Below are 25,423 nucleotides of genomic sequence, written 5' to 3' on the forward strand. Positions count from 1 at the left end.
CATCTTACGGGATCGCCGGTTTGGCCGCTTGCAGTTGCGCCTCAACCTGCGCGCAACGCGGGCACAGGCAGGATTTGTCGCGCAGTGCTGGCGGCAAGGCCTCGAGCACCGCCGGGTCGATGCTCACGCCGTAGCACCAGCAGGCGCGGTCGGCAGTGCGCGGGTCGGCCAGTGTGCAGTCGTTGCGGGCGCCGCAGGCCGGGCAGAGGTCGGGTTTAACGTCGGATTCAGGCATAAGTCGAGTGAGGCATTTCCACGCAGGTGCGGTTACGGCCGGTTTGTTTGGCCCGGTACATTGCATGATCGGCCCGCGACAGCAGGCTGTGCAAGGTGTCATCGCGTTGCAGGGTGGTCGCGCCGATGCTCACGGTCAGATTCAGGCTGTGGCCGTTGTAGGCATATTCGTGTTGCTCGACGTGCTGGCGGATCTTCTCGGCAATTTTCTTACCCGTTTCGCCGTCGGTGTCCTTTAGCAAAACGATGAACTCCTCACCGCCCCAGCGGCAGACGATGTCGGCATGGCGCAGGCAACTTTGCAAATCGCGGGCAAAACCGATCAACACCTGATCGCCGGCCATGTGGCCGTAGGTGTCGTTCAATGCCTTGAAGTGATCGAGATCCAGCAACAACGCGGTCAGCGGTTTGGTTTCCCTTTGCGCTTCGTGCAGGGCTTGTACGGCGAGCAGATCGAAGCCGCGGCGGTTCGGTAGCTCAGTGAGGCTGTCGAGCGTGGCCTGGGCCTGGATCTTCGCCTGAAAACGTTTAATCACTCGATTGAGCAGCGCCAACACGATCAGTGTGACCAGCAGGCAGATCAACAGATTGAGATACAGCGATTGACGAATTTCACTCAGCGCGCCGTCCTCGCGTTTATCGACGAACAGGTACCAGTTCAGCTCCGGAATGAACCGCACGTTGAGAAAATGCCCTTGGCCATGCGCAGAGTACTCGTAGCTGCCGCTGTGCGGTTTCGGCAACTGACTGACCAGGCTGTTCATGCTGTCGAGTTCGCCGAGACTCTGGCCAATGCGCGCGCCTTCAGGGCCACCCTCGGCGCCGGTCAGCACCAGTCGGCCAAAGGTGTCGACAAAGTACACGCTGCGTTGATAACGCTGTTGATACTTGTCGATCAGCTTGATCACCGCGTCCACCGTCAGACCGACGCCGGCCGCGCCGATGAAGCGGTTGTGGTAGTCGTAGACCTTGTAGTTGATGAAGAACGTCTGGTTGTCCTTGTTGGCCAGGTCCGGGTCGACGTTGATTTCGTACGGGGCTTTCATGTCGCGCACGCGGAAGTACCAGGCATCGCGTGGTTCATCGACTTTGACTTGCTTGAGCACACCCTTGGCGTGGTAGTAGGTGAGGGTGCTGTTGGAGACGAAGAACGCGGTGTAGGCACCGTAGTGGGTCATGACCTCGTCGAGGTAGCGGGTCATCTGCTCGGGATTCTGCTCGCCGTTCACCACCCAGTCGCGCATGAAAGTGTCGCGGGACATCATCGAGGAAATCAGGATCGGTCTTACAAGGTCTTTCTGGATTTCCGAGTAGACCGTGTCGGATGTCAGTGGCAGTTCGGTATTGACGATGTTGTCGCGGATCGACGCGCGCGAGGCGTAGTAGCTGAGCAGCGATGTGGCGAGGAAGCCAGCGCCGAGCAGGGCGATCAGCGTCAGTACCAGCGAACGTTGGGAGTACAGCGGAGAACGAAGCGGCATGGCAGTTCCGTTGGCAGTGGCCCGATGGCAGCATTCTAATGGGACTGCGGGGGAAATTGCTGCTCCATGTGCGGCGCGAATGGTCGTTCCTATCTTTACCTTTCGCTACGTCGATCCCTGTAGGAGTGAGCTTGCTGGCGATAGCGGTGTGGCATTCACAGGAAATATGTCTGACACACCGCTATCGCGAGCAGGCTCACTCCTACAAGGATTTGCTTTGCTAGCGACGCCGCTGATCTAAAGATAAGTCAGGTTTGGCACTTGGTTGATCCGAGCCAGTCAAATCTATGTCGGCTGCTCTGTCCTGTTGCGGCCGCAGGTCTTTCAGGAGGCCGCCATGCGTATTCAGAAAATGGTCCTTGGTGCAGTGTTCGTGTTCGGTTTGTCCGGCTGCTATTACTACGCCGGGCCCTACGATGCTTATCCCGCCACTTATTACTCTCCCGGCTATTACTCACCTTATTACTACGGCCCGCGCTATTACGGCGGCGCCCATTATTACTATGGCGGCCATGGTTATCGAGGTGGCTACGGACGGGGTTATCACGGCGGCGGATATCACGGTGGTCACCACTAATCAGCCGCTGAATGACCACGTTGGCGGATGAACAAGGTTTCATAAATCACTTGTTTCAACTTGTTGCAGGAACGCACCAGATTCCGAAAACGCTGTCAGATAATTCGTCAGTCACCGAATAAACGACTGACGCCTGCCAGCGTCGCTGGTGTGGCTACCCGCGGTCCAGGAGGCCGCCATGTATCGCCGAATCCTACTGCTTGCCGTGATGTTTTTTTCCATTGGCGGATGTGTCCCTTATTCATACGGAGACAGCTATTACAGGTCAGAGGTCTACTCATCACCCGCGCCGGCGTACTACAGCGGCGGCACGTACTACACGCAGCCGCGCTACTACCAACCCGCACCGCGTTACTATCAGCAGCCGCGCTATTACCAGGCAGCGCCGCGCTACTATCAGCCGGCCCCGCGTTATTACGAGAGCCGTCGCTGGCACGGCAATGACCGCGGACGCTGGGATGGCCACCGTCGCGGCGGTTGGGACAACGATCACCGCGGTCGCGGCAACTACGACCGCCACAGCGGCCGCGGCGACCACAACGGACGTGGCAACCGCTGGTAACTCACCGCAAACAAAAAGCGGCGCATTGAGCGCCGCTTTTTTTGTGCCTGTTTTTTTACACGAGAAGGTTAGTACTGCGTCAGATCCGCCAACGGATGCCGCCCCTCCCAAACCTTATGAAAATGCGCCTCCACCACGGCATCCGGCACGCTGTTGACGTCTGGCCAATGCCAGTGCGGCTTCTGGTCCTTGTCGATCAATCGCGCGCGCACCCCTTCGCTGAACTCCGGATGCCGGCAGCAATTGAGGCTCAGGGTGTATTCCATCTGAAAGACTTCAGCCAGTGACATATAGCGCGCGCGGATGATCTGTTCCCAGACCAGATGAGCGGTCACCGGTGAGCCTTCGCTCAGGGTCTTGGCGGCACGGGCGAGCAACGGGTCGCTGCTGTCGTGTTGCAGACTGATGGCTTTCCAGGCGCACGCCACATCGCTGACGTCGAGCAGTTCGTCGATCTGCTGACGACGCGGTAGCCACTGCGCCTCGGGCATTTTCGCGACGGCTTCTTGCTGCAAGGCCTTGAGCAGGCTGTTGAGTTGCATCGGGGTCTGTTCCTGCCAGTTCAGTTGCAGCAGGCCTTCGATCAAATCCGGTTGCTGTTCGTCGAGCAGGAAGCGGTCGGCCAGTCCCAGATCGATCGCATCACGCCCGTTCATGTGCGCGCCGGTCAGGCCCAGAAACAAACCGAGCTTGCCGGGCAGTCGTGACAGGAACCAACTGGCGCCCACATCCGGGTACAGGCCAATAGTGATTTCCGGCATGGCCAGACGGCTGCTCGGCGTGACGATGCGTGTGCTCGCGCCTTGCAACAGACCCATTCCGCCGCCCAGCACATAACCGTGGCCCCAGCAGATCAACGGTTTCGGGTAGGTGTGCAGGCTGTAGTCCAGGCGATATTCCGCGGCGAAAAACTGCGCGGCCAGTGGCGGTACTTCGCCGGGGTGGGCGCGACAGGCTTCCACCAGGCTGCGCACTTCGCCTCCAGCGCAAAATGCCTTGGCGCCGTTGCCGCGCAGTAAGACGCAGACGATTTGTGGGTCTTTTGCCCAGGCATTCAGTTTGTCGCTCAGCGCATTGATCATCGGCAAGGACAACGCGTTGAGCGATTTTTCAGCGTCCAGGCTGGCGATACCGAGGCGGGCGCCGTCGGTGCCGGTGAGTTCTTCGAAGTGCAGATTCATCGTGACCTCGATCGGGAATTTGAACGATCAGTATGATCGTTGTGTGGGAAAGTGCCGGATCTGCGTCAGATCAATTGACAAGCGTGGTCGGCTTTCCTAGGGTTCGCCCCATTGTTTTTGCCGGGTATGACCATGACTGCTGACGACCGTATCAAACTCGAACCGAGCTGGAAGGAGGCACTGCGTGCTGAATTCGACCAGCCTTACATGGCAGAGTTGCGCAATTTTCTGCAGCAGGAGCGGGCGGCCGGCAAGGAAATCTATCCACCGGGGCCGCTGATTTTCAATGCGCTGAATTCGACGCCGCTGGATAAAGTCAAAGTGGTGATCCTCGGCCAGGACCCGTATCACGGCCCGGGCCAGGCCCATGGCTTGTGCTTCTCGGTGCAACCGGGCGTGCCGGCGCCGCCGTCGCTGGTCAACATCTATAAAGAGTTGAAACGCGACCTGAACATCGATATTCCCAGCCACGGTTATTTGCAGAGCTGGGCCGATCAGGGCGTGTTGATGCTCAACACCACCATGACCGTCGAGCGCGCCAACGCTAATGCGCACAAGGACAAGGGCTGGCAGTTCTTCACTGACCGGATCATTGAACTGGTCAGCGAACAGCAGCCGCATCTGGTGTTTATGCTGTGGGGCGCTCATGCGCAGAGTAAACAGAAGCTGATCGATGCGACCAAACACCTGGTGCTGACCTCGGTGCATCCGTCGCCGTTGTCGGCTTATCGCGGGTTCTTGGGATGCGGGCATTTCAGCCGGACCAACAAGTTTCTTGAGCAGAATGGCGAGTCGCCGATCGAGTGGCGTCTACCGCCGGTTTGACGGGTTGACCGGGTTGGCCCCTTCGCGAGCTTGCTCGTGGAGAAGGCAACTCGGTCTGTCAGTTGTTACTCGGGATTGCGATTCCAATACTTGAACAACGGCTCCGCCAGAAACAGCACAAAAAGAAGCCGCATCACCTGCATCGCCGTCACCAGCGGCACCGACAGTTGCAGGGTTTCCGCCGTCAGGCTCATCTCGGCAATCCCGCCGGGCATCATGCCTAACGTCAGTGAACGCAGATCCAGATGGGTCAACGTACTCAACCCCAATGCCGCCAGTGTCGCGATCAACATGGTCAATGCCGTGCCGATCAGTGTGCGGCCCATGAACGACGGCGCACGCCGGAAAAACTGTCGATTGAAGTGACAGCCCAGACCGCTGCCGATCAGCCACTGGCCAATCTGACTGCCGCCATTGGGCAAACCGATGTGCAGATCCCAGCCGATGCTCACCGCCGCACTCACCAGCAACGGCCCGAACAGCCACGGATTGGGCTGGCGCAGTCGCTCCCAGATCCACGCGGCCAGGGCGCCCGCCGGAAACAAAATCGCCAGCCAACGCCAATCGACGCTGCCGGCATGAGAAATCGGTGCGCCGTCGCCGAGCAGATACTTGAACGCCGCCGGCACACACAGCACCACCACCAACACCCGCAAACTTTGCCCAGCCGCTACATGGCTGAGCAGCGCGCCATTGCGCGCGCCGAGGTTGACCATCTCCCCGGAGCCACCGGGCATGCTGGAAAAAAACGCCGTGGCGCGATCTTCACCGGTGCGGCGCATCAACCACACGCCGACCACCGCCGACAGGCTGGTGACCAGCGCGCCGAAGAAGATCAGACCGAAGTGACTCAGCACCTGCTCCATCACCACCGGGGTGAAGTGCAGACCGATGCCGATCCCGACAATCCACTGGCCGCATTTGCGGCCACCAGGGATTTCGGTTAATTGCCACGGGGTCAGGCAGCGCACGAGGATGATCGCCAGCAACGAGCCGACCATCCACGGCAACGGCCAGCCGATCTGGCTAGCGACAAAGCCGCCAAGCAGACCGACCAGCGGGGTTCCCCACCAGGTTTTGAGGGATGACCAATCAGACATCGGCAATGGCGCGCCGGGCAGCGGAGCGTTTACGCCAGATACGGATGATCGGCATCATCAGCATGATCACCGTCAATACCCAGCAACCGACTGTGATCGGACTTGACCAGAGAATTTCCAGCGCGCCGTTAGAGATCGACAGCGCACGACGCAAGTTTTGCTCCATCAGACCACCGAGGATGAAGCCCAGCAGCAGCGGTGACAACGGGAAGTCCAGCTTGCGCAGGATGTAGCCGAAGATACCGATACCGATCATCAGGAACAGGTCAAACGTGGTTGCGTGCACCGCGTAGACGCCGATCCCTGTAATGATCGCAATCACCGGCACCAGTGCCCAGTTCGGCACGGCGAGGATGCGGGTGAAGATGCGGATCATCGGGATGTTGAGGATCACCAGCATCACGTTGGCGATAAACAGCGACGCGATCAGGCCCCAGACGATGTCCGGTTGTTGCTGGAACAGCAGCGGGCCCGGGGTGATGTTGTACAGCGACAGTGCGCCGATCATCACTGCGGTGGTGCCTGAACCTGGAACACCGAGCGTCAGCATCGGTACCAGAGCACCGCACGCCGCACCGCCAATGGCGGTTTCTGGAGCCGCAAGACCACGCTTGTCGCCCTGACCGAATGTGCCGCTGTTACCTGCAATGCGCTTCTCGGTCATGTACGCCACGGCGCTGGCGAGGGTTGCGCCAGCACCCGGTAGCACGCCCATGATGAAGCCCAGCACACCGCACCGCAGGTTCACCGTGAATACCGAGGCCGCTTCCTTGAAGTTGAACATCATGCGGCCGGTGGCCTTCACGGCTTCCTGGCCGTGGTGGGTTTTCTCCAGCAGCAGAAGGATCTCGCTGATGGAAAACAGGCCGAGTACCAGCACGACGAATTGGATGCCGTCGGTCAGATGGATGTTGTCGCCGGTGAAGCGGTACACGCCACTGTTGGCGTCAATGCCGATGGTCGACAGAAACAGGCCGATCAGCGCGGCGATAAAGGTTTTCAGCGGGCGATCACCGGCCATGCCGCCGAGACAGACAATCGCGAACACCATCAACACGAAGTATTCCGCCGGACCAAAGGCAATCGCCCATTTCGCCAGTAGCGGGGCGAACAGCACCATGCCGCAAGTGGCGATAAACGCACCGATGAACGAACTCCACGCCGACAGCGACAACGCTACGCCGGCCAGGCCTTTGCGGGCCATCGGGTAGCCGTCGAGGGTGGTCATCACGGTGGACGCTTCGCCCGGAATGTTCAGCAGGATCGAACTGATCCGACCGCCGTATTCGCAGCCCAGATACACCGCTGCCAACAGGATCAACGCCGACTCCGGCGGCAGGCCGAGGGCGAATGCGATCGGAATCAGCAACGCCACGCCGTTGATCGGGCCGAGGCCCGGCAACAGGCCGACGACGGTGCCGATCAGGGTGCCGCACAGCGCGGTCACGAGGTTGTAGGGACTCAGCGCGACGCCGAAACCCTGACCCAAATAGCCAAGAGTATCCATATCAGTTCTCCAGAACGTCGAGCAGGCCGAGGGGCAGCGGAACGTCCATCAGACGGTCGAACAGCAGGTACAGACCGATCGCCATCAGCGTGGTGACCACGATGCTTGGCACCCAGCGACCGCCATACAGTCGCGCCATCGGAATGCCGATCAGGATGCTGCTGAGGATGAAGCCCAGCGGTTCGAACGTGCCAGCGAACACCAGCAGCAGGACGACGCAAATACCGATCTTGGTCAGGGTTTCGCGATCCAGTGGCGGCTCGTCTTCACTGTGTTTGATAGGGGCCGGGCGGAACACCATGTACAGCAGCGCCGCGCCCATAAGGCCGAGCATCAGCAGGGGAAAGGCGCGCGGGCCGACGGGTTCGTAGGAAAAAGCCGCTTGATACGGCCACGCCATCAGGGCCAGGCCGGCACAGGCCAGCAACAGCACCGAGGCGAAAATGCGTTGAATAAGCATGGGAGCTCCTGTGCTGCGTCCCCGTCATCGGGAACGCAGCCGCTAGACAGAGACGATCACTGGATCAGGCCGAACTCTTTGGCCAGCACTTTGTAGTCCGCGACCTGCTTCTTCACGTAGGTGTCCAGTTCCGGCCCGGTCATGGCGAACGGGAAGAGTTCACGCTGATCGCGCAGCTTGGCGAATTCCTCGGAGGCCAACAGTTTGTCGAACGCGTCTTTCCACCAGGCGTAGTCTTCATCGCTGACTTTTGGCCCGAGGTAGAAGCCGCGCACCACCGGCCAGACGATGTCGTAGCCTTGCTCCTTGGCGGTCGGAATGCCTTTCATTTCCGGCTCGTCGAGACGCTTCTCGGAGAACACCGCCAACAAGCGCATATCACCGCTCTGAATGTGCGGCATGGAGTCGGAGATGTCGGTGCTGCCGACCTGGATGTGACCGCCGAGCAGGGCGGTGGCGATCTCGCCGCCACCTTCGAGGGCGACGTAACGCAGGTCACGCGGGTTGATCCCGGCAGCCTTGGCGATCAGCGCGGTTTGCATCCAGTCCTGGCTGCCGACGGTGCCGCCGGAACCGATCACCACGGAGCCTGGATCTTTTTTCAGTGCCTGAACGAGATCGTCGAGGGTCTTGTAGGGCGAATCGCTTTTCACCGCGATGGCGCCGTAGCTGGTGCCGACCGCTGCGAGCCAGCGCACATTGGTTTCATCGAAACGCCCGAACTTGCCCTGGGCCAGGTTCAGCAACGAACCGCTGGACCATGCCACCAACGTGCCGGCATCCGCCGGGCGTTGTGCGACCACTGCGTTGTACGCCACCGCGCCGACGCCGCCGGGCATGTAGGTGACGCGCATCGGTTTGCTCAGCAGTTTTTCGTTGACCAGCGCGCTCTGCGCCAGTTTGCAGGTCAGGTCGAAACCGCCGCCCGGCGAGGCCGGGGCGATGCATTCAGGACGTTTCGGTTCGGCCATGAGTTGGCCGGCGAACAGGACACAACTGGCGGCGAGGGCCACTTTACGCAGTGATAGGTTCATTCAAGTCTCCACGGGCATTGTTGTTATTCGACGTGTTTTTCAGCAACGGACATTTACCAAAGGGCAACGCTGTAGCTCACCAGCAAACGCACTTCGTCTGCATCGCGAGCGGAGTAGCTGGAACGGTAAGTGGCATTACGCAGGCGCACGGCGACATCCTTCAACGCGCCGCTTTGTACGACATATTTGATCTCGGTGTCGCGCTCCCACGCTTTGCCTGGCAAAACGCTGCGGCGAAAAAACGGCGAGGGCGGCGGCACTGGCGCAGGTGGCGTGGCTGAAGCGGGAGGGGAGAAGAGGCGTTAGAGCCTTGGTCTGCAAGGACGGCATGCGCGGGGTGCTCCGTTTATTGTTCTTATTGGTCGAAAACGCTTCGTGGCGTTTTTCGTAACGCTGTGTGGCAGCAGCGACGGCAGTCGGAACTGTCCGTGGCTCGACTCTAACCAGCTAACCTTTCGCTAACCTTTCAACTGGCTTTCACGGTTTTCGGGCTTCACAGCGGCGGTTGCGGCTGTAAACTCCGCGACAAAGAGTGGCGTCGGCCATCCCTGAACGAGGTAAAAATCCATGCGTGTCCTGCTCGTCGAAGACCATCTGCAACTGGCCGAAAGTGTCGCCCAGGCGCTCAAGAGCACCGGTCTGACCGTGGATGTGTTGCACGATGGCGTGGCCGCCGACCTGGCGCTCGGCAGTGAGGAATACGCGGTGGCGATCCTTGATGTCGGCCTGCCGCGCATGGATGGTTTTGAAGTGCTGGCGCGGTTGCGTGCGCGCGGAAAAAATTTGCCGGTGCTGATGCTGACCGCGCGCAGTGACGTGAAAGATCGGGTGCACGGCCTCAATCTTGGCGCTGACGATTATCTGGCCAAGCCTTTCGAGCTGACTGAACTGGAAGCGCGGGTCAAAGCCCTGTTGCGCCGCAGTGTGCTCGGCGGCGAACGCCAACAGCGCTGCGGCGTGCTGGCCTATGACCTCGACACCCGGCGCTTCACCCTCGGTGAGGAATTGCTGACCTTGACCTCTCGTGAGCAAGCGGTGCTCGAAGCGCTGATCGCCCGGCCGGGGCGGGTGATGAGCAAGGAGCAATTGGCATCGCAAGTGTTCGGCCTCGACGAAGAAGCCAGCCCCGATGCCATCGAAATCTACGTGCACCGCTTGCGCAAGAAACTCGACGGTCACCCGGTGGCGATCGTGACCTTCCGTGGCCTCGGCTATCTCTTGGAAAGCCGCGATGCATAAGCCCAGCAGCCTGCGCTGGCGGTTGCTGTGGAACCTTGCGCTGCTGTTGGTGGTGCTGATGCTCGCCAGTGGCTTGAGTGCTTACTGGAATGGTCGCGAAGCGGCCGATACCGCGTATGACCGCACGTTGCTGGCCTCCGCGCGAACCATCGCTGCCGGCCTGTCGCAACGAGACGGCACCCTCAGTGCCGACGTGCCTTACGTGGCCCTCGATACGTTCGCCTACGACAGTGCCGGGCGGATTTATTATCAGGTCAACGACATCCATCAGAAGCTGATTTCCGGCTACGAAAACCTCCCCGGTCCGCCGTCAGGCACGCCAAGAACTGACGACTATCCGGCGCTGGCGCGTTTCTACAACGCCACCTACAAGGGCCAGAATGTTCGGGTGGTCAGTCTGCTTAAAGCGGTAACCGAGCCGAACATGAACGGCATGGCGGAAATCCGTGTCGCCGAAACTGACGAAGCCCGGGTCAGCATGGCCCGCAGTCTGGCCGCCGACACCTTATTGCGTTTGGGCATGCTGGCGATTGGCGCGTTGCTGTTGGTCTGGTTCGCCGTCAGTGCGGCGTTGCGACCGCTGGAGCGTTTGCGCACGGCGGTGGAGGAACGTCAGCCCGACGACTTGCGGCCCTTGCCGTTGGTGGAAGTGCAGCATGAACTTTGGCCGCTGGTGCGTGGGCTTAACCATTTCACCGAGCGCCTGCGTGGGCAGTTCGAGCGACAGGCGCAGTTCATCGCCGATGCGGCGCATGAGTTGCGTACGCCATTGGCAGCGTTGAAGGCGCGGCTGGAATTGGGCCTGCGCTCGAATGAACCCGAAACTTGGCGCACGACCCTGGAATCGTCAGCGCAAAGCACGGATCGCCTGACCCATTTGGCCAATCAGCTGCTGTCGCTGGCGCGGGTTGAAAACGGCGCCCGGGCTATTGCGGAGGGCGGCGCACAGCTGCTCGATCTGAGCCAATTGGCGCGGGAACTGGGCATGGCCATGGCGCCGCTGGCGCACAAACGCGGCGTAGCGCTGGCGCTTGAGGCGGACGAGCCGGTGTGGCTGCGGGGTGAGCCGACGCTGCTCAATGAGTTACTGAGCAATCTGGTGGATAACGCGCTGGCGCATACGCCGCCAGGCGGCAATGTGATTTTGCGTGTGACGGCGCCAGCGGTGCTTGAAGTTGAAGACGACGGGCCGGGGATTCCGCTGGAGGAGCGTGAGCGGGTGTTTGAGCGGTTCTACCGGCGTAATCAGCAGGTGGCGGGTTCGGGGTTGGGTTTGGCGATTGTTGGCGAGATTTGCCGGGCGCATCTGGCGCAGATCAGCTTGCATGATGGTGAGCAGGCGGGTTTGAAGGTGCGTGTGAGTTTTATCGCCGGGTGATTCTGCGGTGTTCTTGCCGGCCTCTTCGCGAGCAGGCTCGCTCCCACAGGGGGAATGCATTCCAATGTGGGAGCGAGCCTGCTCGCGAAGGGCGCGCCTCGGTCTCGGATCAGTAAAACATCGACCGCGATTCTTCCAGATCTTCGCAGAGCGCCTTGTTTTCCGGATCGATCCCAAGCTTTCTGAACGCGGGCACACTGAGTGGATCAATGCGCCCAAATGGATGATCGGTGCCCTTGTGGCAATACAGACTCGCTACCTGCACCAGATCGACGTAATCGATCTCTTTCGAGTCGCGTTTGAAGTCCTGATAGCGCCCCGGCAACTCCACCAACCGCTCCGGAAACTCCCAGACCCGCAACAGTTTGTCGCCCAGCAGCGGATGAATATGGTCGATCACATGGTTGAGGCTGACCGGGTCCGACAGCAATTCGTAGTGGTCTTCGGCGTAGGTCAGAATCGGCAGCACGCCGATCTGATGCACCAGCCCGCCCAATGCCGCCTGGTCAGGTTTGAGCTGTGTGTAGCGGCGGCACAACGCATAACTGACCCCGGCGATTTCCAGGCTCTTGCGCCAGACTTCGCGCATTTTCTGTTCCACCACTTCGGAACGCGCGTGGAAAATCTGTTCCATCACCAGGCCGATCGCCAGATTGCTGCTGTAATTGATGCCCAGGCGGGTGATGGCGGTGTGCAGGTCAGTGACTTCCTGGGCTGCACGCAGCAGAGGGCTGTTGACCACTTTGATAAGGCGCGCCGAAAGCGCCGTGTCGCGGCCGATCACTTTGCTCAGGTCGCTGACGCTGATTTCCGGATCTTCAGCGGCCTTGCGAATTTGCAGGGCCACTTCCGGCAACGTGGGCAGAACCAGGTCATCGTTATCGATGGCCTCAACCAAATCCTGTTGGACCTTATCCGCCAGTTCGCTCATTTAGACTCTCTAGGGTGTTGCAACAAAGGCTGCGATCAGCGCTGGATTTCGCGGTCGCGATCCAGTTCGTAGGGCAAATCGAGCAAATGCAATGCAGGCCCTTCAAGGGTACCCAGATGCAGATCGCCCGCTTCAGCAGCTTCGGCCTGCAACACCGCCAGCAGTTCAATATTTTGTCCGGCGTTGGCGGCCAGTACGACTTCGCCGATGGAACTGTTGTGGCTCGGCGCGAACAACGGGGTGCCCGGCTCTGGTAATTGCGTGGCATCCAGGCTCAAACGATACAGACGGCGCTTGAGTTTGCCCAAGTACTGCATGCGCGCGACGATTTCCTGGCCGGTGTAGCAGCCTTTCTTGAAGCTCACGCCGCCAACGGCCTGCAGATTGAGCATCTGCGGGATGAACAGCTCGCGGGTGCTTGGCATGACCTGGCCGATACCGGCGCGGATCTGGCCCAGCAGCCATTGATTCAGATCACCTTCAGGCAGGGCGGCGGACAGCTTGGCTTTGATGGTTTCGGCTTGTTCGGCCGGCACCCAGAGTTCGGCGCGATCCGGCGAGACGCGAATCGCGATCAGACCTTCGTTGCGTACAACACTGTCGGTTTCGGCCGGCAGATCCAGACCGAGGCTGCTCAGTGCTGCATCGCCCGACCTCAGACCAAAGCGCACCCAGGCGGCGCTTTCGTCGGTGAGTTTGGATTTGGAGAACACTGCGTACTTTTTCAGATCCGCCAGTTGTGGTTCGAGCAGTTCGCTGGCCATCGCCAGCAGCACGCCGTCACCTTCCAGCAGAATGCGGAAACTCGACTGCATCCGGCCTTTCTGCGTGCAGCGCGCGCCAAGGCTGGCAGCGGTGTCGCTCAGGTAATTGATATTGCAGGTCAACTGGCCTTGCAGGAATTTTCCGGCATCCGCACCGCGAACCGCGAGAACGCCTTCATGAGACAGGGTGCAGAAAAAAGCAGAATCGGCCATGGGTCATCGCAGGGTAAATAGACTGGGGCACATCATAAGGGTGCGCTGTTGAAATGGGTAGTTGATAAAGGATCGGTGGTGCCCGACCAAAGCCGACTGTGCGACCCGTCTCGGGGCTGTATACTTGCCGCCAAATTTGAGGAGGGCTCCATGGTCGAACAAGTTGAACTCAATCGCCTCTTTTGGCACAGCCGTCGCGGCATGCTTGAACTTGACGTGCTGCTGGTGCCGTTTTCGAGAGACGTTTACGCAACTCTCAACAACAAAGATCGCGATTTGTACGTGCGCCTGCTGACGTGTGAGGATCAGGACATGTTCGGCTGGTTCATGGAGCGCAGCGAGTCCGAAGATCCGGAGCTGCAGCGCATGGTTCGCATGATCCTGGATCGTGTCCAGCCCAAGTAATACGTTCGAATGCCGCTGGCATGCCTCACGGCAGTTGCTGGCGGCGTATCTGTTGGCCCAGGCGTTCGCGCTGGGTTCTTTGCTTCTGCTTTCAATTCCACTCTGGGCCAGTCTGGCAGCGGCTTTAGCTTGCCTGCTTCACGGTTTTTACGTGATCCCACTGCAAATTCTATTGAGTCATCCCAAAGCATTTTGTGGCTTGCGTCGAGATGCCGATGGTTGGCAGTTGTGGAGTCGGGCGGATGGCTGGCAGGCGGTGCAACTACGACCGGACAGCCTGGCGCTGCCATTGATCGTGGTGCTGCGCTTTCGTTTGCGCGGGGAATGGCGGGTCAGATCGATCTGCGTGCCACGCGACGCGCAGGCGGCGGATTTGCACCGACGCCTGCGTGTGCGGCTCAAGTTCAGCCGGCGTAGGTGGGCGGCACCAGAATAGTGTCGAGCGCCTCGGGTAGCAGGTCCGGATAGTCGAGGGTGTAATGCAGGCCGCGACTTTCCTTGCGCTCCATGGCTGAGCAAATCATTAGCTCGGCGACCTGGGCGAGATTGCGCAGCTCGATCAGGTCGCGACTGACTTTATAGTTGCTGTAGAACTCGACCCTATGAGGCTAAACCCAATGGATACAGGGGTTTCAGCCGATGACCGTCAACCACCGCTCCCAAAGTGGGACAAACCTGTTACAAACTGCGCTCGCCAAGCCGTACCACTATCGCCGGTCTGGTCGCTATTACCTTCGCCTTCGCCCTCAAGGCACCGCTACGGGCTTCTTCACGCTTTCGCTCAGAACTACCGACAAGGCCACCGCTATGAACATCTCGAAGGACATCCTCAAGACCCTCAAGGCGTATCACTTCGACAACCCTGAAGCGACTTGGGACGAACTCCGTGAGCGTCTGGTAGACATCGCTGAGTCATCCTTGACGATGGCGCATGGTGATAGCTCATTGGTCGCTTACGAGATGATCCACGATGAGCATCATCAAGCGCTTCGAGAGGCCAGCGCCAAGATGTCCTTGAGCCTCAATCAGCAACGAGCAGTGGGCAAAGCATTGGAGATCATTGAGGCATCACAGGAGCGCCTGAATGGGAGGCCGGGGAAGCTGGTTGAGATCGTTAGGGGACTTAAAGAAGAGCCTTGTAGCACGTCTGTGGCCCTTCGTCCGTCCCTATCTGTATTATCAACTGAAGCCTCCAAGCCGCTGACCTTCAAGGCCATCTCTGAGCTTTACATGGACGAGCGCAAGGAACACGTAGAGGTAAGCACCATGCGGGACATAAAGTCTTCCTGTGGGGCTATCGCTGCTGTGCTGGGTGAGCTTGACCTGAAGACCCACACGCGTGCTGACATGGTGGCTCTGAAGGAAAAGCTCCTTGAGGATCGCTCAGCTTCCACCGTGAAGAAGATACTGACCCGCCTTACCACTGTCATGGATTGGGCTGTGCATAACGGCTACATCGACAAGAGCTTCGATAAGGGGCTGAAGCCTACCAAAGGAGCCGATAGCTCCCGTGAGGCGTTCTCTCAGGATCAAGTAAAGACACTCATGGCCCATACCAAGACGCTTCCTGAAGACTCGTGGCAGCGCTGGGCGTTGTCGCTCGGGGTCATCACTGGGACTCGTATTGAGGAACTGAGGCAGCTCACCAAGGCTGACGTTAAGAAGATCCCAGGCACTGACGGTAATGGCATCTGGGTCATTGACATCAATAGGAACGATGGCAAGACAGCCAAGACCAAGAATGCGCTTCGTGTCGTACCGCTGACCGATGGGGCCTATGGGTTTGACCTTCAAGCGTTCCTTGAGTTTGTCGAGAAGGCCGACTCGCAGTTGTTCAAGCTGGGCGCAGGGCAGTTCTCAGGGTTGCTCAATGGTGCCCTTCGGGATGTCTTGGGCCTGAAGGCAGACCGCACCCAGACTTTCCATTCGCTACGACACTCTTTGGCTGGTGCCTTGAAGGCCGCTGAGGTTCCTGTGGGAACTGCTGAGTCGATCTTGGGGCATTCGTCGGGGTCAATTAGCTATGACCTCTATGGGGCGGGGAGTGCCGTGGAGGTAGGGACACTGCATGATGCTTTGGTAAAAGCGTTTACAATAGCTACAAGATGATTTCAGTAGACTTGACAAGGAAGCCATATGGAAACCCTCAACGAAGCAAACTATATCAAATGGCTACTTACAGACCAGATGATTGACATAGTGGCAGCAGTGAGTATGGGTCGAGACATAATAAGTCAGTTCAAAGAGAACAAACTTACGACCCAACAAGCTATGGGAAGGCTTCGAATATGCAATCACTCGGTTATTCTCACGCTCTTTAAACTACACGAATTAAGGAAGAAATACGGAAAGTTCCTGAACACGCTGCCAAGCGAAGAAACAGCGGGTATTTTCAAAGATGCTGCCGACATCGAAAATAAAAAGATCTGCAAATTTAGGAATAGTTACGCGGCTCACATATTTGACAGGGAGACGATGGCGCCTATATCCATGCAAAAGGGCGAAGAGCTTTTAAACTCGATCACCGGCAAGGATAACGATCAGTGCGAAGCTTTTTACGATTGGCTTTATCCACTTCAGTGGAGTATCGACAAGCCCTGTGTTGTTTCCAGCATCGAACGACTTAGGGCTTATTGCCGCCAATTGCCCGGTGGTGAGTTAAGACGCCCTTAGGCGGCAAGACACGTAGGTCGGAAAGCGGTGTCGTTCACTAATAGGTCTGTTGCTGGCGTGAAAGCGATTTGAACGATCCGCTCACTCTTGGCCTTTCAGCGGGAGCTTAGAGGCTACGGATGTATGGTCTCGAAGGGTAGGGAACTGGTCGTAGGATTTAAACCCCTCACTATGGCCACAGACACGCAACCCTACCCAGTTCAGGAGGCCAACCATGACAACCGCATCAAAAATCAAGCTTCAAGGCACCAATGTATCCGTATGCCTATTACCACCCATTGAGATCCTTGAGGCCCGCTACAAGCTCAGCGACGACCATGAGGGCATCGTGGCTCGATCCTTCAAGCTCATCCCCGGCAAGACTCGCAGGGGAACCGAAGAGGGTGCACCCGTGGGCACCTATTCCAATAGCTCGCTGCGCCAGCAGGTCGAAGTAACTTGGATTGACGGAGACACGAAACACAAAGTCCGCGTTCAGAAATCCCGCATTGTTTATCGAATGACTCATGGTGAATTTGATGAGTCTTTGGTTATTGACCATATCGACGGTAACCCGAACAACAATCATCCAAGTAATCTCCGACCGCTGACCTATCACGAAAACTTCGGTAACCGTGCATCTGCTCTTAAAGAGAAGTACCCAAAGAAGGATCCTCATCTTCCTACTGGTGTCACCCGTGATTACAAATTCACCTCAAGCGTTCGGTACATTGGGAAGACTACAATTAGAGGTATCACCCATATGAACTACTTTGAGAATCCCCGTGCTGCCCAGCATTGGCTCGCTCAGGTGAAGAAGGATAACTTGGGTGATACGGCTCGCAGGGATCCCCAAGGGTTCATCATTGGGGCACCTAATCGAGTGACGGTCAGACAATAGCCCTATGGTCAGTATCCTCACTATGGCTACACAGATTCCTAGAGGGCATCACCACGCCCGACCAGAGACCACCGAGTGCCAAGCGCGACCAGATCGCCAACGCTCAACTGTCCCCGGTAAGCAGACCTCGTGTCTGGCTCCAGTAGGAAGGAGCGAACATTGATATTGCTGATCGTTAGTCGGTGCCTCTTGAGGGCATCGCTGGGAGGCCTTGCACGGGATTGGGGTCACCGTGTATTGCTCAATGTTCATGGGGGCCTTTAACCTTAAAGATTCTAAAGATTACTCATTGAGTAACTCTAATTATTATTCTTTAAATAAATCTTTGCTCTTGTCTTAAAGAACCTCTCAAGTTATCTCTAAGTTAGGGATTGGTCTTCCGACCATAAGCATCCCGTTCTCTCAGTTCGTCTCAAAGGAGGCCCATGCGACTCCACTTCAAACTCGATGGTCTCGATCATCAACGCCGTGAAATCTTGTTGTCCATCGAGTCGGCAATGACCGGACGATCCTCTACCGCTTTGTTCGATCTAAAAGCTCTCGATGTTTTCACGAACCGGCACCCTGAGAAAGCCAATGAGTTCGTCTCGGGCAAACTGGGAGCATTCCTAATGGAGTCCCTTGAGGCTCTCATGGCTGCTACTGGTCTCGACCTGATCGCTCTTTACGGAGCAGTGAAGGGTGTTCCCGTTATCCTCAACGCTCGTCCCATAGCAGTCCAGCAATAACCAGTGTCGCCTCACTGGTGCCCTCAATGATGTCTCTCAGGTTCGCCATGTCCTGATGACCATCAGCCTCAAATAACCAATCAAGAACCTATTCGTCAGTCTTGGAAGATGCCCACGCGGCTCCCTCCTTGCCGTCTTGTCGTGCGTGTCTATGGCGCCAAGACTGAACGAATGGGTCACCTCACAGGAGATCCAAATCAATGAATATCACCATCACTAAAGTCCTGAAGAACGAAGTAACTGTGTCGGGCCAGACCCTCAATCGTGAGTACGTCGAAAGCGTCATGTTGCCCTTGCTGATGGCCCAGTGTGGCCGGAACAACGGCACCAAGTTTGGCGTTATCAAAGCCTTCGAGGAAGCCGGTTTGTCCCTCAAGGCCATCCAAGAGGACGCTCAGGTCTATTTCATGACCAAGCGGGAGCAGAAAGCGGCCCGTGAGCAACTTCAGCGGGAAGCTGACGAGCGTGCTGAGCGTTTGCGCGAGCGGACTCCACGCGAACTGGCCCAAGCGAAAGCTGAAAGAGAAGCCCGTGCTGCTGCCATCCGTGAACAAGCTCAAAAGGTTTTGGCAGCACGCTCCCGTAATAACGGCTGATAGCTCCAGACCTGCACCAATCACTTCCCTACTTATTCTTCAGGAGACCTATTCCAATGAAACAGCCTAACCAATACGTCAAGCCATCGACTTACAGCACTGCTCTCACCGATAGTCAAAATGGGTCGATCCGCTTCAATACCGCTGATGTTCGTGTCGAGACCGAAACGGCCACCGATGTGTCCGTCTATGTTGAAGCCCTTACAGAGGCCCTCGACGATTACCTCAATGGTGTTGAGTGGCGCCAAGCGGCAATCGAACACACCCCTTGTGAATTCCGTCCGGCTGGCTCGGAGGCAACTGGTCAGCAAATCATCACGATGGCTGATCGCTCCGTCACTTTCGACCCTCGTAATAACTGGGATAACCAGACCATCTCGAAGGGCGAAGTCCTGGCCGGGTCTGTGATCTTCACCGAGCCAACCGATACAGCGTTGGTCATCAGTAAGCGATTCAGCATTCTCGACCATAACCTGATGGCGGGCTTCACTGAAGGCTCGATGCACCAGACCGGTGAGAAGCTCTTACGGGACATCGAACATGATGCCGCTGGCAAGATCGCCGGTATCCTCTCTAGCGCTCCATCCACTGAAAGCGTGTCAGCGACTAAGCCAACCGGTAAGCCTGTGGAGGTCGCTGAGGATCTGATCGACATCTTGACGATGAACATCAACCAGACCGTAGGTAGCTCGCTGTCGGACTTTGTGGTTCTGCTGCCGGTGTCGTTGCTCGCGGTTCTTGAGCGTGCTGCTCAGCGTGCAGGTGTTGAAGACATCGAGTCTCTGATTGGTGCCTCTGTGCAGCCTTATAGCGGTACTGACCGTGGCCTGTTCCTGCTGCCTAAACTGTTCACCTCGCTGAGTTATCGCGAAGGTGGTAACGGGGACATCTGGAGGATCCAAGCGACCCGTAATGGCGCCCATCAGTGCTGGGACGTGGAGATCATGACAGTTGTGGACATCGTGGCTAACGGCAAGGTCAAAGTGAAGCTGACTGCGGATGGTCTTCAAACTCAAACCGTGGCTTTCCCGATGATTACCAACATCAAGCTGACCTGAGGAAGTCTCTTAGAAGCCCCGTAAGGTAGGCCCCAGAGGGGGCGGACAGGTGCGTTTTACATTTAGGCATTCTGATCGGGGAGGTTTGTCACTTTCATCGGCAGAACCCGATTACCTGCTAGCACCTCGATCAGGCCCTTTCTAATGGCTGCCAGTTGATCTTCCGTATCTGAATGATAGCGCGGTGCATAGGACGAATTTTTAATGTGCGTCTTATCAAAGTCGTAGTCGAGAACTATGGCCATTTTGTGTAGCAGCTCTACCAATAGATCTATCCTTTTGGAGTCCCATTGCTCCGGGGATAGTTTGTCGTTACACAAGAGGTCGTGATACTCCTTCCATGCTTCTACTACGGCTTTTTCCTTCTTGTGGCTTTTCATAAACTCAAGATCAATGCGGTTTAGAGCCTCCACATGCCCCCAAGAGATTACATAGGCACGGGTAGCCATCAGAGTTTTGAAAATACTTAGCTTGCGCCCCCGAATCTCGTTTCGCTCATCAAGGTATCGTGTCACTTGAACTGCAATGACTGGACTGAGCAGCGTCGCCATAATAATGAGCCAGTCTGCAATTGATATTTTATCCAAGGTGTATCCCTTCCATTGATAGCTAATGTCTGGGTCGAGGTATCGCATCTTTTTCGGCCCTTTGGATGAGATTAGCAGCACCACTGCAACCTACTAACTGTGCTGAGAATCAGTCCATCGACTGCATCTGGCTTTCCTCTCGATCTTTCTCTTGCAACGGTCAAGCTGCCTGCGAGACGCCGAGGTCGTGCAATTGAATCTCAAGGAGAAACCATATGGACAAGCTATACGCTGCCTACTGGGTCTGTGTGGCTGTTCATGTGGTCTACTGGCTGTACGGATACCTCAAGATATCAATGAAAATCTGGCAGAAAAATCTGAAAGACCACCTCATTCATACTGACTGCCAAGGTTCCCCCGTAGGCCCTCGCGCAGGCCCGCACAGGCGCCATGAGAGACCCTCATAGGCGGACGATAGAAACCCCAGAGCTGGGACAAATATGGCGCAAAGCTGTTACAAAACGGGGTCTTAGCGTGCTACGCTCAGGCCTCCTAACGTGCCTCATCTGGTCGGTGTAAGGATCGTATCCTTCGCCTCTGGCAGCATCTCTGGATAGTCCAGCGTGTAGTGCAGACCCCGAGATTCCTTGCGTTCCATCGCTGACTGGATCATCAGTTCAGCTACCTGAGCAAGGTTCCTCAGTTCAATCAAGTCTCTGCTTACTCGGTAGTTGCTGTAGAACTCGTCGATCTCGTCCAGCAACAGGCGCACGCGGTGCTGGGCCCGTTGCAGGCGCTTGTTGGTGCGCACGATGCCGACGTAGTCCCACATGAACCGGCGCAGTTCATCCCAGTTGTGCGCAATGATCACGTCTTCGTCGGAGTCGGTCACCTGGCTGGCGTCCCAGACGGGCAGGGCGTTCGGCGCTGTCACATCATCAAGTTGCGCCAGAATGTCCGCCGCCGCCGAGCGGGCGTAGACGAAACATTCCAGCAACGAGTTGCTGGCCATGCGGTTGGCGCCGTGCAGACCGGTGAAGCTGGTTTCGCCGATGGCGTACAAGCCTGGCACATCGGTGCGGCCGTTTTGGTCGACCATCACGCCACCACAGGTGTAGTGCGCCGCCGGTACAACCGGAATCGGTTGTTTGGTGATATCGATGCCGAAGCCGAGGCAGCGCTCATAAACAGTCGGGAAGTGACTTTTAATGAAGGCTTCGGGTTTGTGGCTGATGTCGAGATAGACGCAATCGACGCCCAAACGCTTCATTTCATGGTCGATGGCCCGGGCAACGATGTCGCGTGGTGCCAGTTCGGCGCGCTTGTCGAAGCGATACATGAAGCGTTCGCCATTCGGCAGCTTCAAATGCGCACCTTCGCCACGCAGGGCTTCGGTGATGAGGAAGCTTTTGGCCTGTGGGTGATAGAGGCAGGTGGGATGGAACTGGTTGAACTCCAGATTCGCCACCCGGCAGCCAGAGCGCCAGGCCATGGCGATGCCATCACCACAGGCGCCGTCGGGGTTACTGGTATAGAGGTAGACCTTGGCCGCGCCACCCGAGGCCAGAATCACGAAGCGTGCGCCGTAGGTGTCGACTTCACCGGTGGCGCGGTTCAGCACGTAGGCGCCGAGGCAGCGCTCGCCGTCCAGGCCCAGGCGGCGCTCGGTAATCAGATCGACGGCTACTCGCTGTTCCAGCAATTCGATGTTTGAACGCTCTTTCGCTTGGGTCAGCAGGGTTTTGAAGATCGCGGCGCCGGTAGCATCGGCGGCATGGATGATGCGGCGATGACTGTGGCCGCCTTCGCGGGTCAGGTGAAATTCGAAACCGCCGTCTTCAGTGCCGGATTGCTCATCACGGGTGAACGGAACGCCTTGGTCGATCAACCACTGGATGGCTTCACGGCTGTGCTCGACGGTGAAGCGAACGGCATCTTCATGGCACAGACCGCCGCCGGCGTTCAGGGTGTCATCGACGTGGGATTCGACAGTGTCGGTATCGTCCAGCACGGCAGCGACGCCGCCCTGAGCCCAGAACGTCGAACCATTGGCGAGATCGCCCTTACTCAAAACGGCAATGCGCAAGTGACCTGGCAGGGTCAGCGCGAGACTCAAACCGGCAGCACCGCTGCCAATGACCAGAACATCGTGTTGGAACTGTTGGCTCATTTCAGGATTCCGCTCAAAGCGACCCGGGTCGGGGTTGGCGCAAGACAGCTGGATCGGCGAGTCAAGACAGCCACACAGCCCACTAGTATATAGAGGGGTGGGGCGGCACAATAGCCGGGCCTATATGGCATTGTGAAACTACCGGGATGGGGAAACCGGGCGCTTCGTCGGAAGAATTTTCCGCAGGTTTTGGGAAAAGGCGACTGTATCGGCGCTGAAACAGGTTTTTTCCTCCCAGTGTTGCCCAATGTCGGGTGGGGCCGGCTATAAATAATTGGAACTTTTGCCAGAGGCCCAAGATCAATAGTCGGTGCCAGAAACAAGGGACAGTGTCGGCTTCAGTGCGGAACCTGCGATTGGGTTCCTGCCGGCGAAACCGATGACAAGATTATTCGCGCAGCCGGTTTATCCCGCGCTGCGTTTTTCGTGCGTGCCAAATCAGAGCCCGCAGGAAACTTGCTTGGAGGGGGAGAACTTTTGCGAAAAGCCCGAGTCTATGTTTGCAAGTCTGGTCGTTTAGTTGTGCAAGTCTCCTCCGGGCTTATCGAGGAGTGTTCATGCTAACCCAGGAAGAGGATCAGCAGCTGGTCGAGCGCGTTCAGCGTGGCGACAAGCGAGCTTTCGATCTGCTGGTGCTGAAATATCAGCACAAAATTCTCGGGTTGATCGTGCGTTTTGTGCACGACACCCATGAAGCCCAGGACGTAGCTCAGGAAGCCTTTATCAAGGCGTATCGAGCACTTGGAAATTTTCGCGGTGACAGTGCGTTTTATACGTGGCTGTACCGTATTGCCATTAACACGGCAAAGAATTATCTGGTTTCACGCGGTCGTCGGCCGCCGGATAGCGATGTAAGTTCCGAAGATGCAGAGTTCTACGATGGCGATCACGGCCTCAAGGACCTCGAGTCACCAGAACGGGCATTGCTGCGGGATGAGATCGAAGGCACCGTCCATCGAACCATTCAGCAACTGCCAGAGGATTTGCGTACGGCTTTAACTTTACGTGAATTCGATGGTCTGAGTTACGAGGACATTGCGAGCGTCATGCAATGTCCGGTGGGTACCGTGCGCTCCCGGATTTTCCGCGCTCGGGAGGCCATCGATAAAGCCCTGCAACCGTTGTTGCAGGAAAACTGAGACAGCGGCGACAGCCAAGAGAGGAACGCCATGAGTCGTGAAGCCCTGCAGGAATCGCTGTCCGCAGTGATGGATAACGAAGCGGACGAACTGGAATTGCGTCGAGTGATCAATGCACTGGACGACGTAGAAACCCGTGAGACCTGGGCTCGTTACCAGATCGCTCGGGCAGCCATGCACAAGGATTTGCTGCTGCCACGTCTGGATATCGCTGCGGCAGTGTCTGCTGCGCTGGAAGACGAAACGGCTCCGGCCAAAGTATCCCGTAGCCCATGGCGAAACCTTGGCCGTCTGGCTGTTGCAGCCTCGGTTACGGTTGCCGTTCTGGCCGGTGTGCGCCTGTACAACCAGGACGAGATCGCTGGCGTCGAACTGGCACAGCAATCCAATCAGCCAACCCTGGCCACTCCACAGGTCAAAGGTCCGGCTGTTCTGGCAGGCTATAGTGAAAGTTCGGAAGCCACTGGCCCTATGGCCAACGGCGTACTGCAAGGTCAACCAGGCTGGCATGATCAGCGCCTGCCAAGCTATCTGCGTCAGCACGCTCAACAGGCTGCGCTGAAAGGTACTGAAAGCGCGCTGCCGTATGCACGTGCGGCAAGCCTGGAAAACCGTTAAGGAGGATCATGCGCGCCATACCTCTACTTTCGCTTCTGCTGAGTGGCTGGTTCATTGTTCCAGCCCACGCTGACGAGGCCCAGGACTGGTTGACCCGTCTGGGCCAGGCCGAGCAGCAGCAAAGCTTCCACGGTACTTTCGTTTACGAGCGTAATGGTAGTTTTTCTACCCACAACATCTGGCATCGCGTCCAGAATGGCCAGGTCCGCGAGCGTTTACTCCAGCTCGACGGTTCGGCACAGGAAGTCGTGCGCATTGATGGACATACTCAATGCGTAAGCGGCATCCTGATTGCCGGGTTGGGAGACTCTCCCAACTCTGCCGCTCGTCCTCTCGATCCGCAAAAGCTGAAAAACTGGTATGACCTTGCTGTCATCGGCAAGTCGCGCGTAGCTGGAAGAGACGCAGTGATCGTATCGCTGACGCCTCGGGACCAGCATCGTTACGGTTTTGAGTTGCATCTGGACAAGAAGACCGGTCTGCCTATGAAGTCCCTGCTGTTGAACGACAAAGGGCAGTTGCTCGAGCGATTCCAGTTCACCAGTCTTGATACTGATGATGTTCCGACGGACAAAGACTTATTGGCTGACGCCGACTGCAAGCCGATTACTATCGATAGTGACAAGGCTTCTGCGGTGAAGACAGCTCAGGCTTGGCACTCTGACTGGCTACCGCCAGGTTTCGAGCTGACTAGCAGCACCTCGCACAAAGATCCGGAAACCAAAATTCAGGTCAGCAGCCTGCTTTATGACGACGGCCTGGCGCGGTTCTCGGTGTTTCTCGAGCCGCTTAACGGTGCCACTGTCACCGATACGCGCACTCAGCTCGGCCCAACCGTTGCCGTCTCCCGTCGCCTGACCACACCGCAAGGTGAAATGATGGTCACGGTGGTCGGTGAGATCCCGATTGGTACCGCCGAACGAATTGCTCTATCGATGCGCAATACCGATGGCGCTGCGACCAGCAAGCAGTGAGCTGATTTCAGTCATACCCACTTCGTCGTCGAGACGTAGAAATGTTTGCTGAGCATTTTCATTTGCAAATCACCTGAAAATTTTTTATAGGTCAGAGCCTAACGGCTCTGGCCTTGTTTGTTGTTCCTGGAATAAAAGTACCGGCCTGTAGTGTCCGGTGGTCCTTATT

The 25,423-nt window shown here is 57.4% G+C and carries 27 protein-coding genes and 2 pseudogenes; 16 read left to right on the forward strand and 13 right to left on the reverse strand.

Annotated features, from left to right (window positions below):
- Positions 1-4 precede the first annotated feature (4 nt).
- Together ACA074_RS06835 and ACA074_RS06840 are read right to left on the reverse strand one after the other, a co-directional pair.
- A complete protein-coding gene (locus ACA074_RS06835) occupies positions 5-235 on the reverse strand; it encodes a cysteine-rich CWC family protein (protein ID WP_187680140.1) in 231 nt (76 codons plus the stop codon).
- A complete protein-coding gene (locus tag ACA074_RS06840) occupies positions 228-1,715 on the reverse strand; it encodes a sensor domain-containing diguanylate cyclase (protein WP_497678674.1) in 1,488 nt (495 codons plus the stop codon). Before ACA074_RS06840 ends, ACA074_RS06835 begins: the two co-directional genes overlap by 8 nt.
- 337 nt (positions 1,716-2,052) lie before the next feature.
- Here ACA074_RS06840 and ACA074_RS06845 point away from each other — a divergent pair, with 337 nt between their 5' ends.
- The gene (locus ACA074_RS06845) at positions 2,053-2,292 is read left to right on the forward strand and encodes a hypothetical protein (RefSeq protein ID WP_497678675.1); all 240 of its coding nucleotides are present in this window, start codon (positions 2,053-2,055) and stop codon (positions 2,290-2,292) included.
- 178 nt (positions 2,293-2,470) lie between these two features.
- Positions 2,471-2,854 carry a hypothetical protein gene (locus ACA074_RS06850; protein ID WP_095187689.1) on the forward strand — a complete coding sequence of 128 codons (384 nt, stop codon included), beginning with the start codon at positions 2,471-2,473 and terminating at the stop codon, positions 2,852-2,854.
- A gap of 68 nt (positions 2,855-2,922) precedes the next feature.
- Here ACA074_RS06850 and dspII read toward each other — a convergent pair whose 3' ends face one another.
- On the reverse strand, positions 2,923-4,035 hold the full coding sequence (gene dspII, locus ACA074_RS06855) for an enoyl-CoA hydratase/isomerase DspII (protein WP_489878408.1): 1,113 nt from the start codon (positions 4,033-4,035) through the stop codon (positions 2,923-2,925).
- 132 nt (positions 4,036-4,167) lie between these two features.
- On the opposite strand from dspII, the gene ung reads away from it, so the two are divergent.
- Positions 4,168-4,860 (forward strand): uracil-DNA glycosylase, encoded by a 693-nt coding sequence (gene ung / locus ACA074_RS06860; protein ID WP_401266056.1) that lies wholly within the window; start codon positions 4,168-4,170, stop codon positions 4,858-4,860.
- Positions 4,861-4,925: 65 nt separating this feature from the next.
- On the opposite strand, the gene ACA074_RS06865 is transcribed toward ung, so the two are convergent.
- The 5 genes and pseudogenes from ACA074_RS06865 to ACA074_RS06885 all read right to left on the reverse strand — a co-directional run.
- Positions 4,926-5,960 (reverse strand): AbrB family transcriptional regulator, encoded by a 1,035-nt coding sequence (locus ACA074_RS06865; protein WP_497678676.1) that lies wholly within the window; start codon positions 5,958-5,960, stop codon positions 4,926-4,928.
- Complete coding sequence (locus tag ACA074_RS06870; RefSeq protein ID WP_497678677.1) at positions 5,953-7,467, reverse strand: tripartite tricarboxylate transporter permease; 1,515 nt, start codon at positions 7,465-7,467, stop codon at positions 5,953-5,955. The genes ACA074_RS06865 and ACA074_RS06870 overlap by 8 nt, the downstream gene beginning before the upstream one ends.
- Before the next feature lies 1 nt (position 7,468).
- Entirely contained in the window at positions 7,469-7,927 is a 459-nt protein-coding gene (locus ACA074_RS06875; protein WP_489878411.1) for a tripartite tricarboxylate transporter TctB family protein, read from the reverse strand.
- Between the two features lie 56 nt (positions 7,928-7,983).
- Positions 7,984-8,961: a Bug family tripartite tricarboxylate transporter substrate binding protein gene (locus tag ACA074_RS06880; RefSeq protein WP_187680154.1), complete on the reverse strand. Its 978-nt coding sequence runs from the start codon at positions 8,959-8,961 to the stop codon at positions 7,984-7,986.
- Between the two features lie 53 nt (positions 8,962-9,014).
- A pseudogene (locus tag ACA074_RS06885) lies at positions 9,015-9,179 on the reverse strand (OprD family outer membrane porin); the annotation flags it as partial.
- 349 nt (positions 9,180-9,528) lie between these two features.
- Here ACA074_RS06885 and ACA074_RS06890 point away from each other — a divergent pair.
- Both ACA074_RS06890 and ACA074_RS06895 read left to right on the forward strand, forming a co-directional pair.
- The gene (locus ACA074_RS06890; RefSeq protein ID WP_187680155.1) at positions 9,529-10,200 is read left to right on the forward strand and encodes a response regulator; all 672 of its coding nucleotides are present in this window, start codon (positions 9,529-9,531) and stop codon (positions 10,198-10,200) included.
- Positions 10,193-11,578 (forward strand): sensor histidine kinase, encoded by a 1,386-nt coding sequence (locus tag ACA074_RS06895; RefSeq protein WP_187680156.1) that lies wholly within the window; start codon positions 10,193-10,195, stop codon positions 11,576-11,578. The genes ACA074_RS06890 and ACA074_RS06895 overlap by 8 nt, the downstream gene beginning before the upstream one ends.
- A 109-nt stretch (positions 11,579-11,687) precedes the next feature.
- Here the strand turns inward: ACA074_RS06895 and ACA074_RS06900 are convergent, their stop codons facing one another.
- Complete coding sequence (locus ACA074_RS06900) at positions 11,688-12,509, reverse strand: HDOD domain-containing protein (protein ID WP_187680157.1); 822 nt, start codon at positions 12,507-12,509, stop codon at positions 11,688-11,690.
- 35 nt (positions 12,510-12,544) lie between these two features.
- Entirely contained in the window at positions 12,545-13,486 is a 942-nt protein-coding gene (gene ygfZ, locus ACA074_RS06905; protein WP_497678678.1) for a CAF17-like 4Fe-4S cluster assembly/insertion protein YgfZ, read from the reverse strand.
- Positions 13,487-13,636: 150 nt separating this feature from the next.
- On the opposite strand from ygfZ, the gene ACA074_RS06910 reads away from it, so the two are divergent.
- A complete protein-coding gene (locus tag ACA074_RS06910) occupies positions 13,637-13,891 on the forward strand; it encodes an FAD assembly factor SdhE (protein WP_401266041.1) in 255 nt (84 codons plus the stop codon).
- Entirely contained in the window at positions 13,875-14,327 is a 453-nt protein-coding gene (locus ACA074_RS06915) for a protein YgfX (protein WP_497678679.1), read from the forward strand. The genes ACA074_RS06910 and ACA074_RS06915 overlap by 17 nt, the downstream gene beginning before the upstream one ends.
- Here the strand turns inward: ACA074_RS06915 and ACA074_RS06920 are convergent.
- A pseudogene (locus tag ACA074_RS06920) lies at positions 14,296-14,487 on the reverse strand (L-aspartate oxidase); the annotation flags it as partial. The gene ACA074_RS06915 and the pseudogene ACA074_RS06920 overlap by 32 nt on opposite strands.
- Before the next feature lie 43 nt (positions 14,488-14,530).
- Between ACA074_RS06920 and ACA074_RS06925 the strand changes: the two are divergent.
- The 6 genes from ACA074_RS06925 (at position 14,531) to ACA074_RS06950 (ending at position 19,826) form a co-directional block, all read left to right on the forward strand.
- Entirely contained in the window at positions 14,531-16,000 is a 1,470-nt protein-coding gene (locus ACA074_RS06925; protein ID WP_497678680.1) for a tyrosine-type recombinase/integrase, read from the forward strand.
- A gap of 27 nt (positions 16,001-16,027) precedes the next feature.
- Positions 16,028-16,564, forward strand: coding sequence for a hypothetical protein (locus ACA074_RS06930; protein ID WP_497678681.1), 537 nt, complete (start codon positions 16,028-16,030; stop codon positions 16,562-16,564).
- A 214-nt stretch (positions 16,565-16,778) separates the two neighbouring features.
- Positions 16,779-17,444, forward strand: coding sequence for an HNH endonuclease signature motif containing protein (locus ACA074_RS06935; RefSeq protein WP_497678682.1), 666 nt, complete (start codon positions 16,779-16,781; stop codon positions 17,442-17,444).
- A 425-nt stretch (positions 17,445-17,869) separates the two neighbouring features.
- Positions 17,870-18,172: a hypothetical protein gene (locus tag ACA074_RS06940; RefSeq protein WP_395604206.1), complete on the forward strand. Its 303-nt coding sequence runs from the start codon at positions 17,870-17,872 to the stop codon at positions 18,170-18,172.
- Positions 18,173-18,372: 200 nt separating this feature from the next.
- Entirely contained in the window at positions 18,373-18,768 is a 396-nt protein-coding gene (locus tag ACA074_RS06945; protein WP_497678683.1) for a hypothetical protein, read from the forward strand.
- A 56-nt stretch (positions 18,769-18,824) separates the two neighbouring features.
- Positions 18,825-19,826, forward strand: a complete 1,002-nt coding sequence (locus ACA074_RS06950; RefSeq protein ID WP_497678684.1) for a hypothetical protein — start codon at positions 18,825-18,827, stop codon at positions 19,824-19,826.
- Between the two features lie 62 nt (positions 19,827-19,888).
- On the opposite strand, the gene ACA074_RS06955 is transcribed toward ACA074_RS06950, so the two are convergent.
- Both ACA074_RS06955 and nadB read right to left on the reverse strand, forming a co-directional pair.
- The gene (locus ACA074_RS06955) at positions 19,889-20,461 is read right to left on the reverse strand and encodes a DUF6680 family protein (protein WP_497678685.1); all 573 of its coding nucleotides are present in this window, start codon (positions 20,459-20,461) and stop codon (positions 19,889-19,891) included.
- 454 nt (positions 20,462-20,915) lie between these two features.
- On the reverse strand, positions 20,916-22,523 hold the full coding sequence (gene nadB, locus ACA074_RS06960) for an L-aspartate oxidase (protein WP_497678686.1): 1,608 nt from the start codon (positions 22,521-22,523) through the stop codon (positions 20,916-20,918).
- 557 nt (positions 22,524-23,080) lie between these two features.
- Between nadB and rpoE the strand changes: the two genes are divergently transcribed.
- From rpoE to ACA074_RS06975, 3 genes are read left to right on the forward strand one after another with little or no spacing between them, the layout of a single operon-like run.
- The gene (gene rpoE, locus ACA074_RS06965) at positions 23,081-23,662 is read left to right on the forward strand and encodes an RNA polymerase sigma factor RpoE/AlgU (protein ID WP_003172477.1); all 582 of its coding nucleotides are present in this window, start codon (positions 23,081-23,083) and stop codon (positions 23,660-23,662) included.
- A gap of 30 nt (positions 23,663-23,692) precedes the next feature.
- Positions 23,693-24,280: a sigma-E factor negative regulatory protein gene (locus tag ACA074_RS06970; RefSeq protein ID WP_401266035.1), complete on the forward strand. Its 588-nt coding sequence runs from the start codon at positions 23,693-23,695 to the stop codon at positions 24,278-24,280.
- 8 nt (positions 24,281-24,288) lie between these two features.
- On the forward strand, positions 24,289-25,254 hold the full coding sequence (locus tag ACA074_RS06975) for a MucB/RseB C-terminal domain-containing protein (RefSeq protein WP_497678687.1): 966 nt from the start codon (positions 24,289-24,291) through the stop codon (positions 25,252-25,254).
- Positions 25,255-25,423 lie beyond the last annotated feature (169 nt).

It is taken from the genome of Pseudomonas sp. LBUM1655, assembly GCF_059716085.1.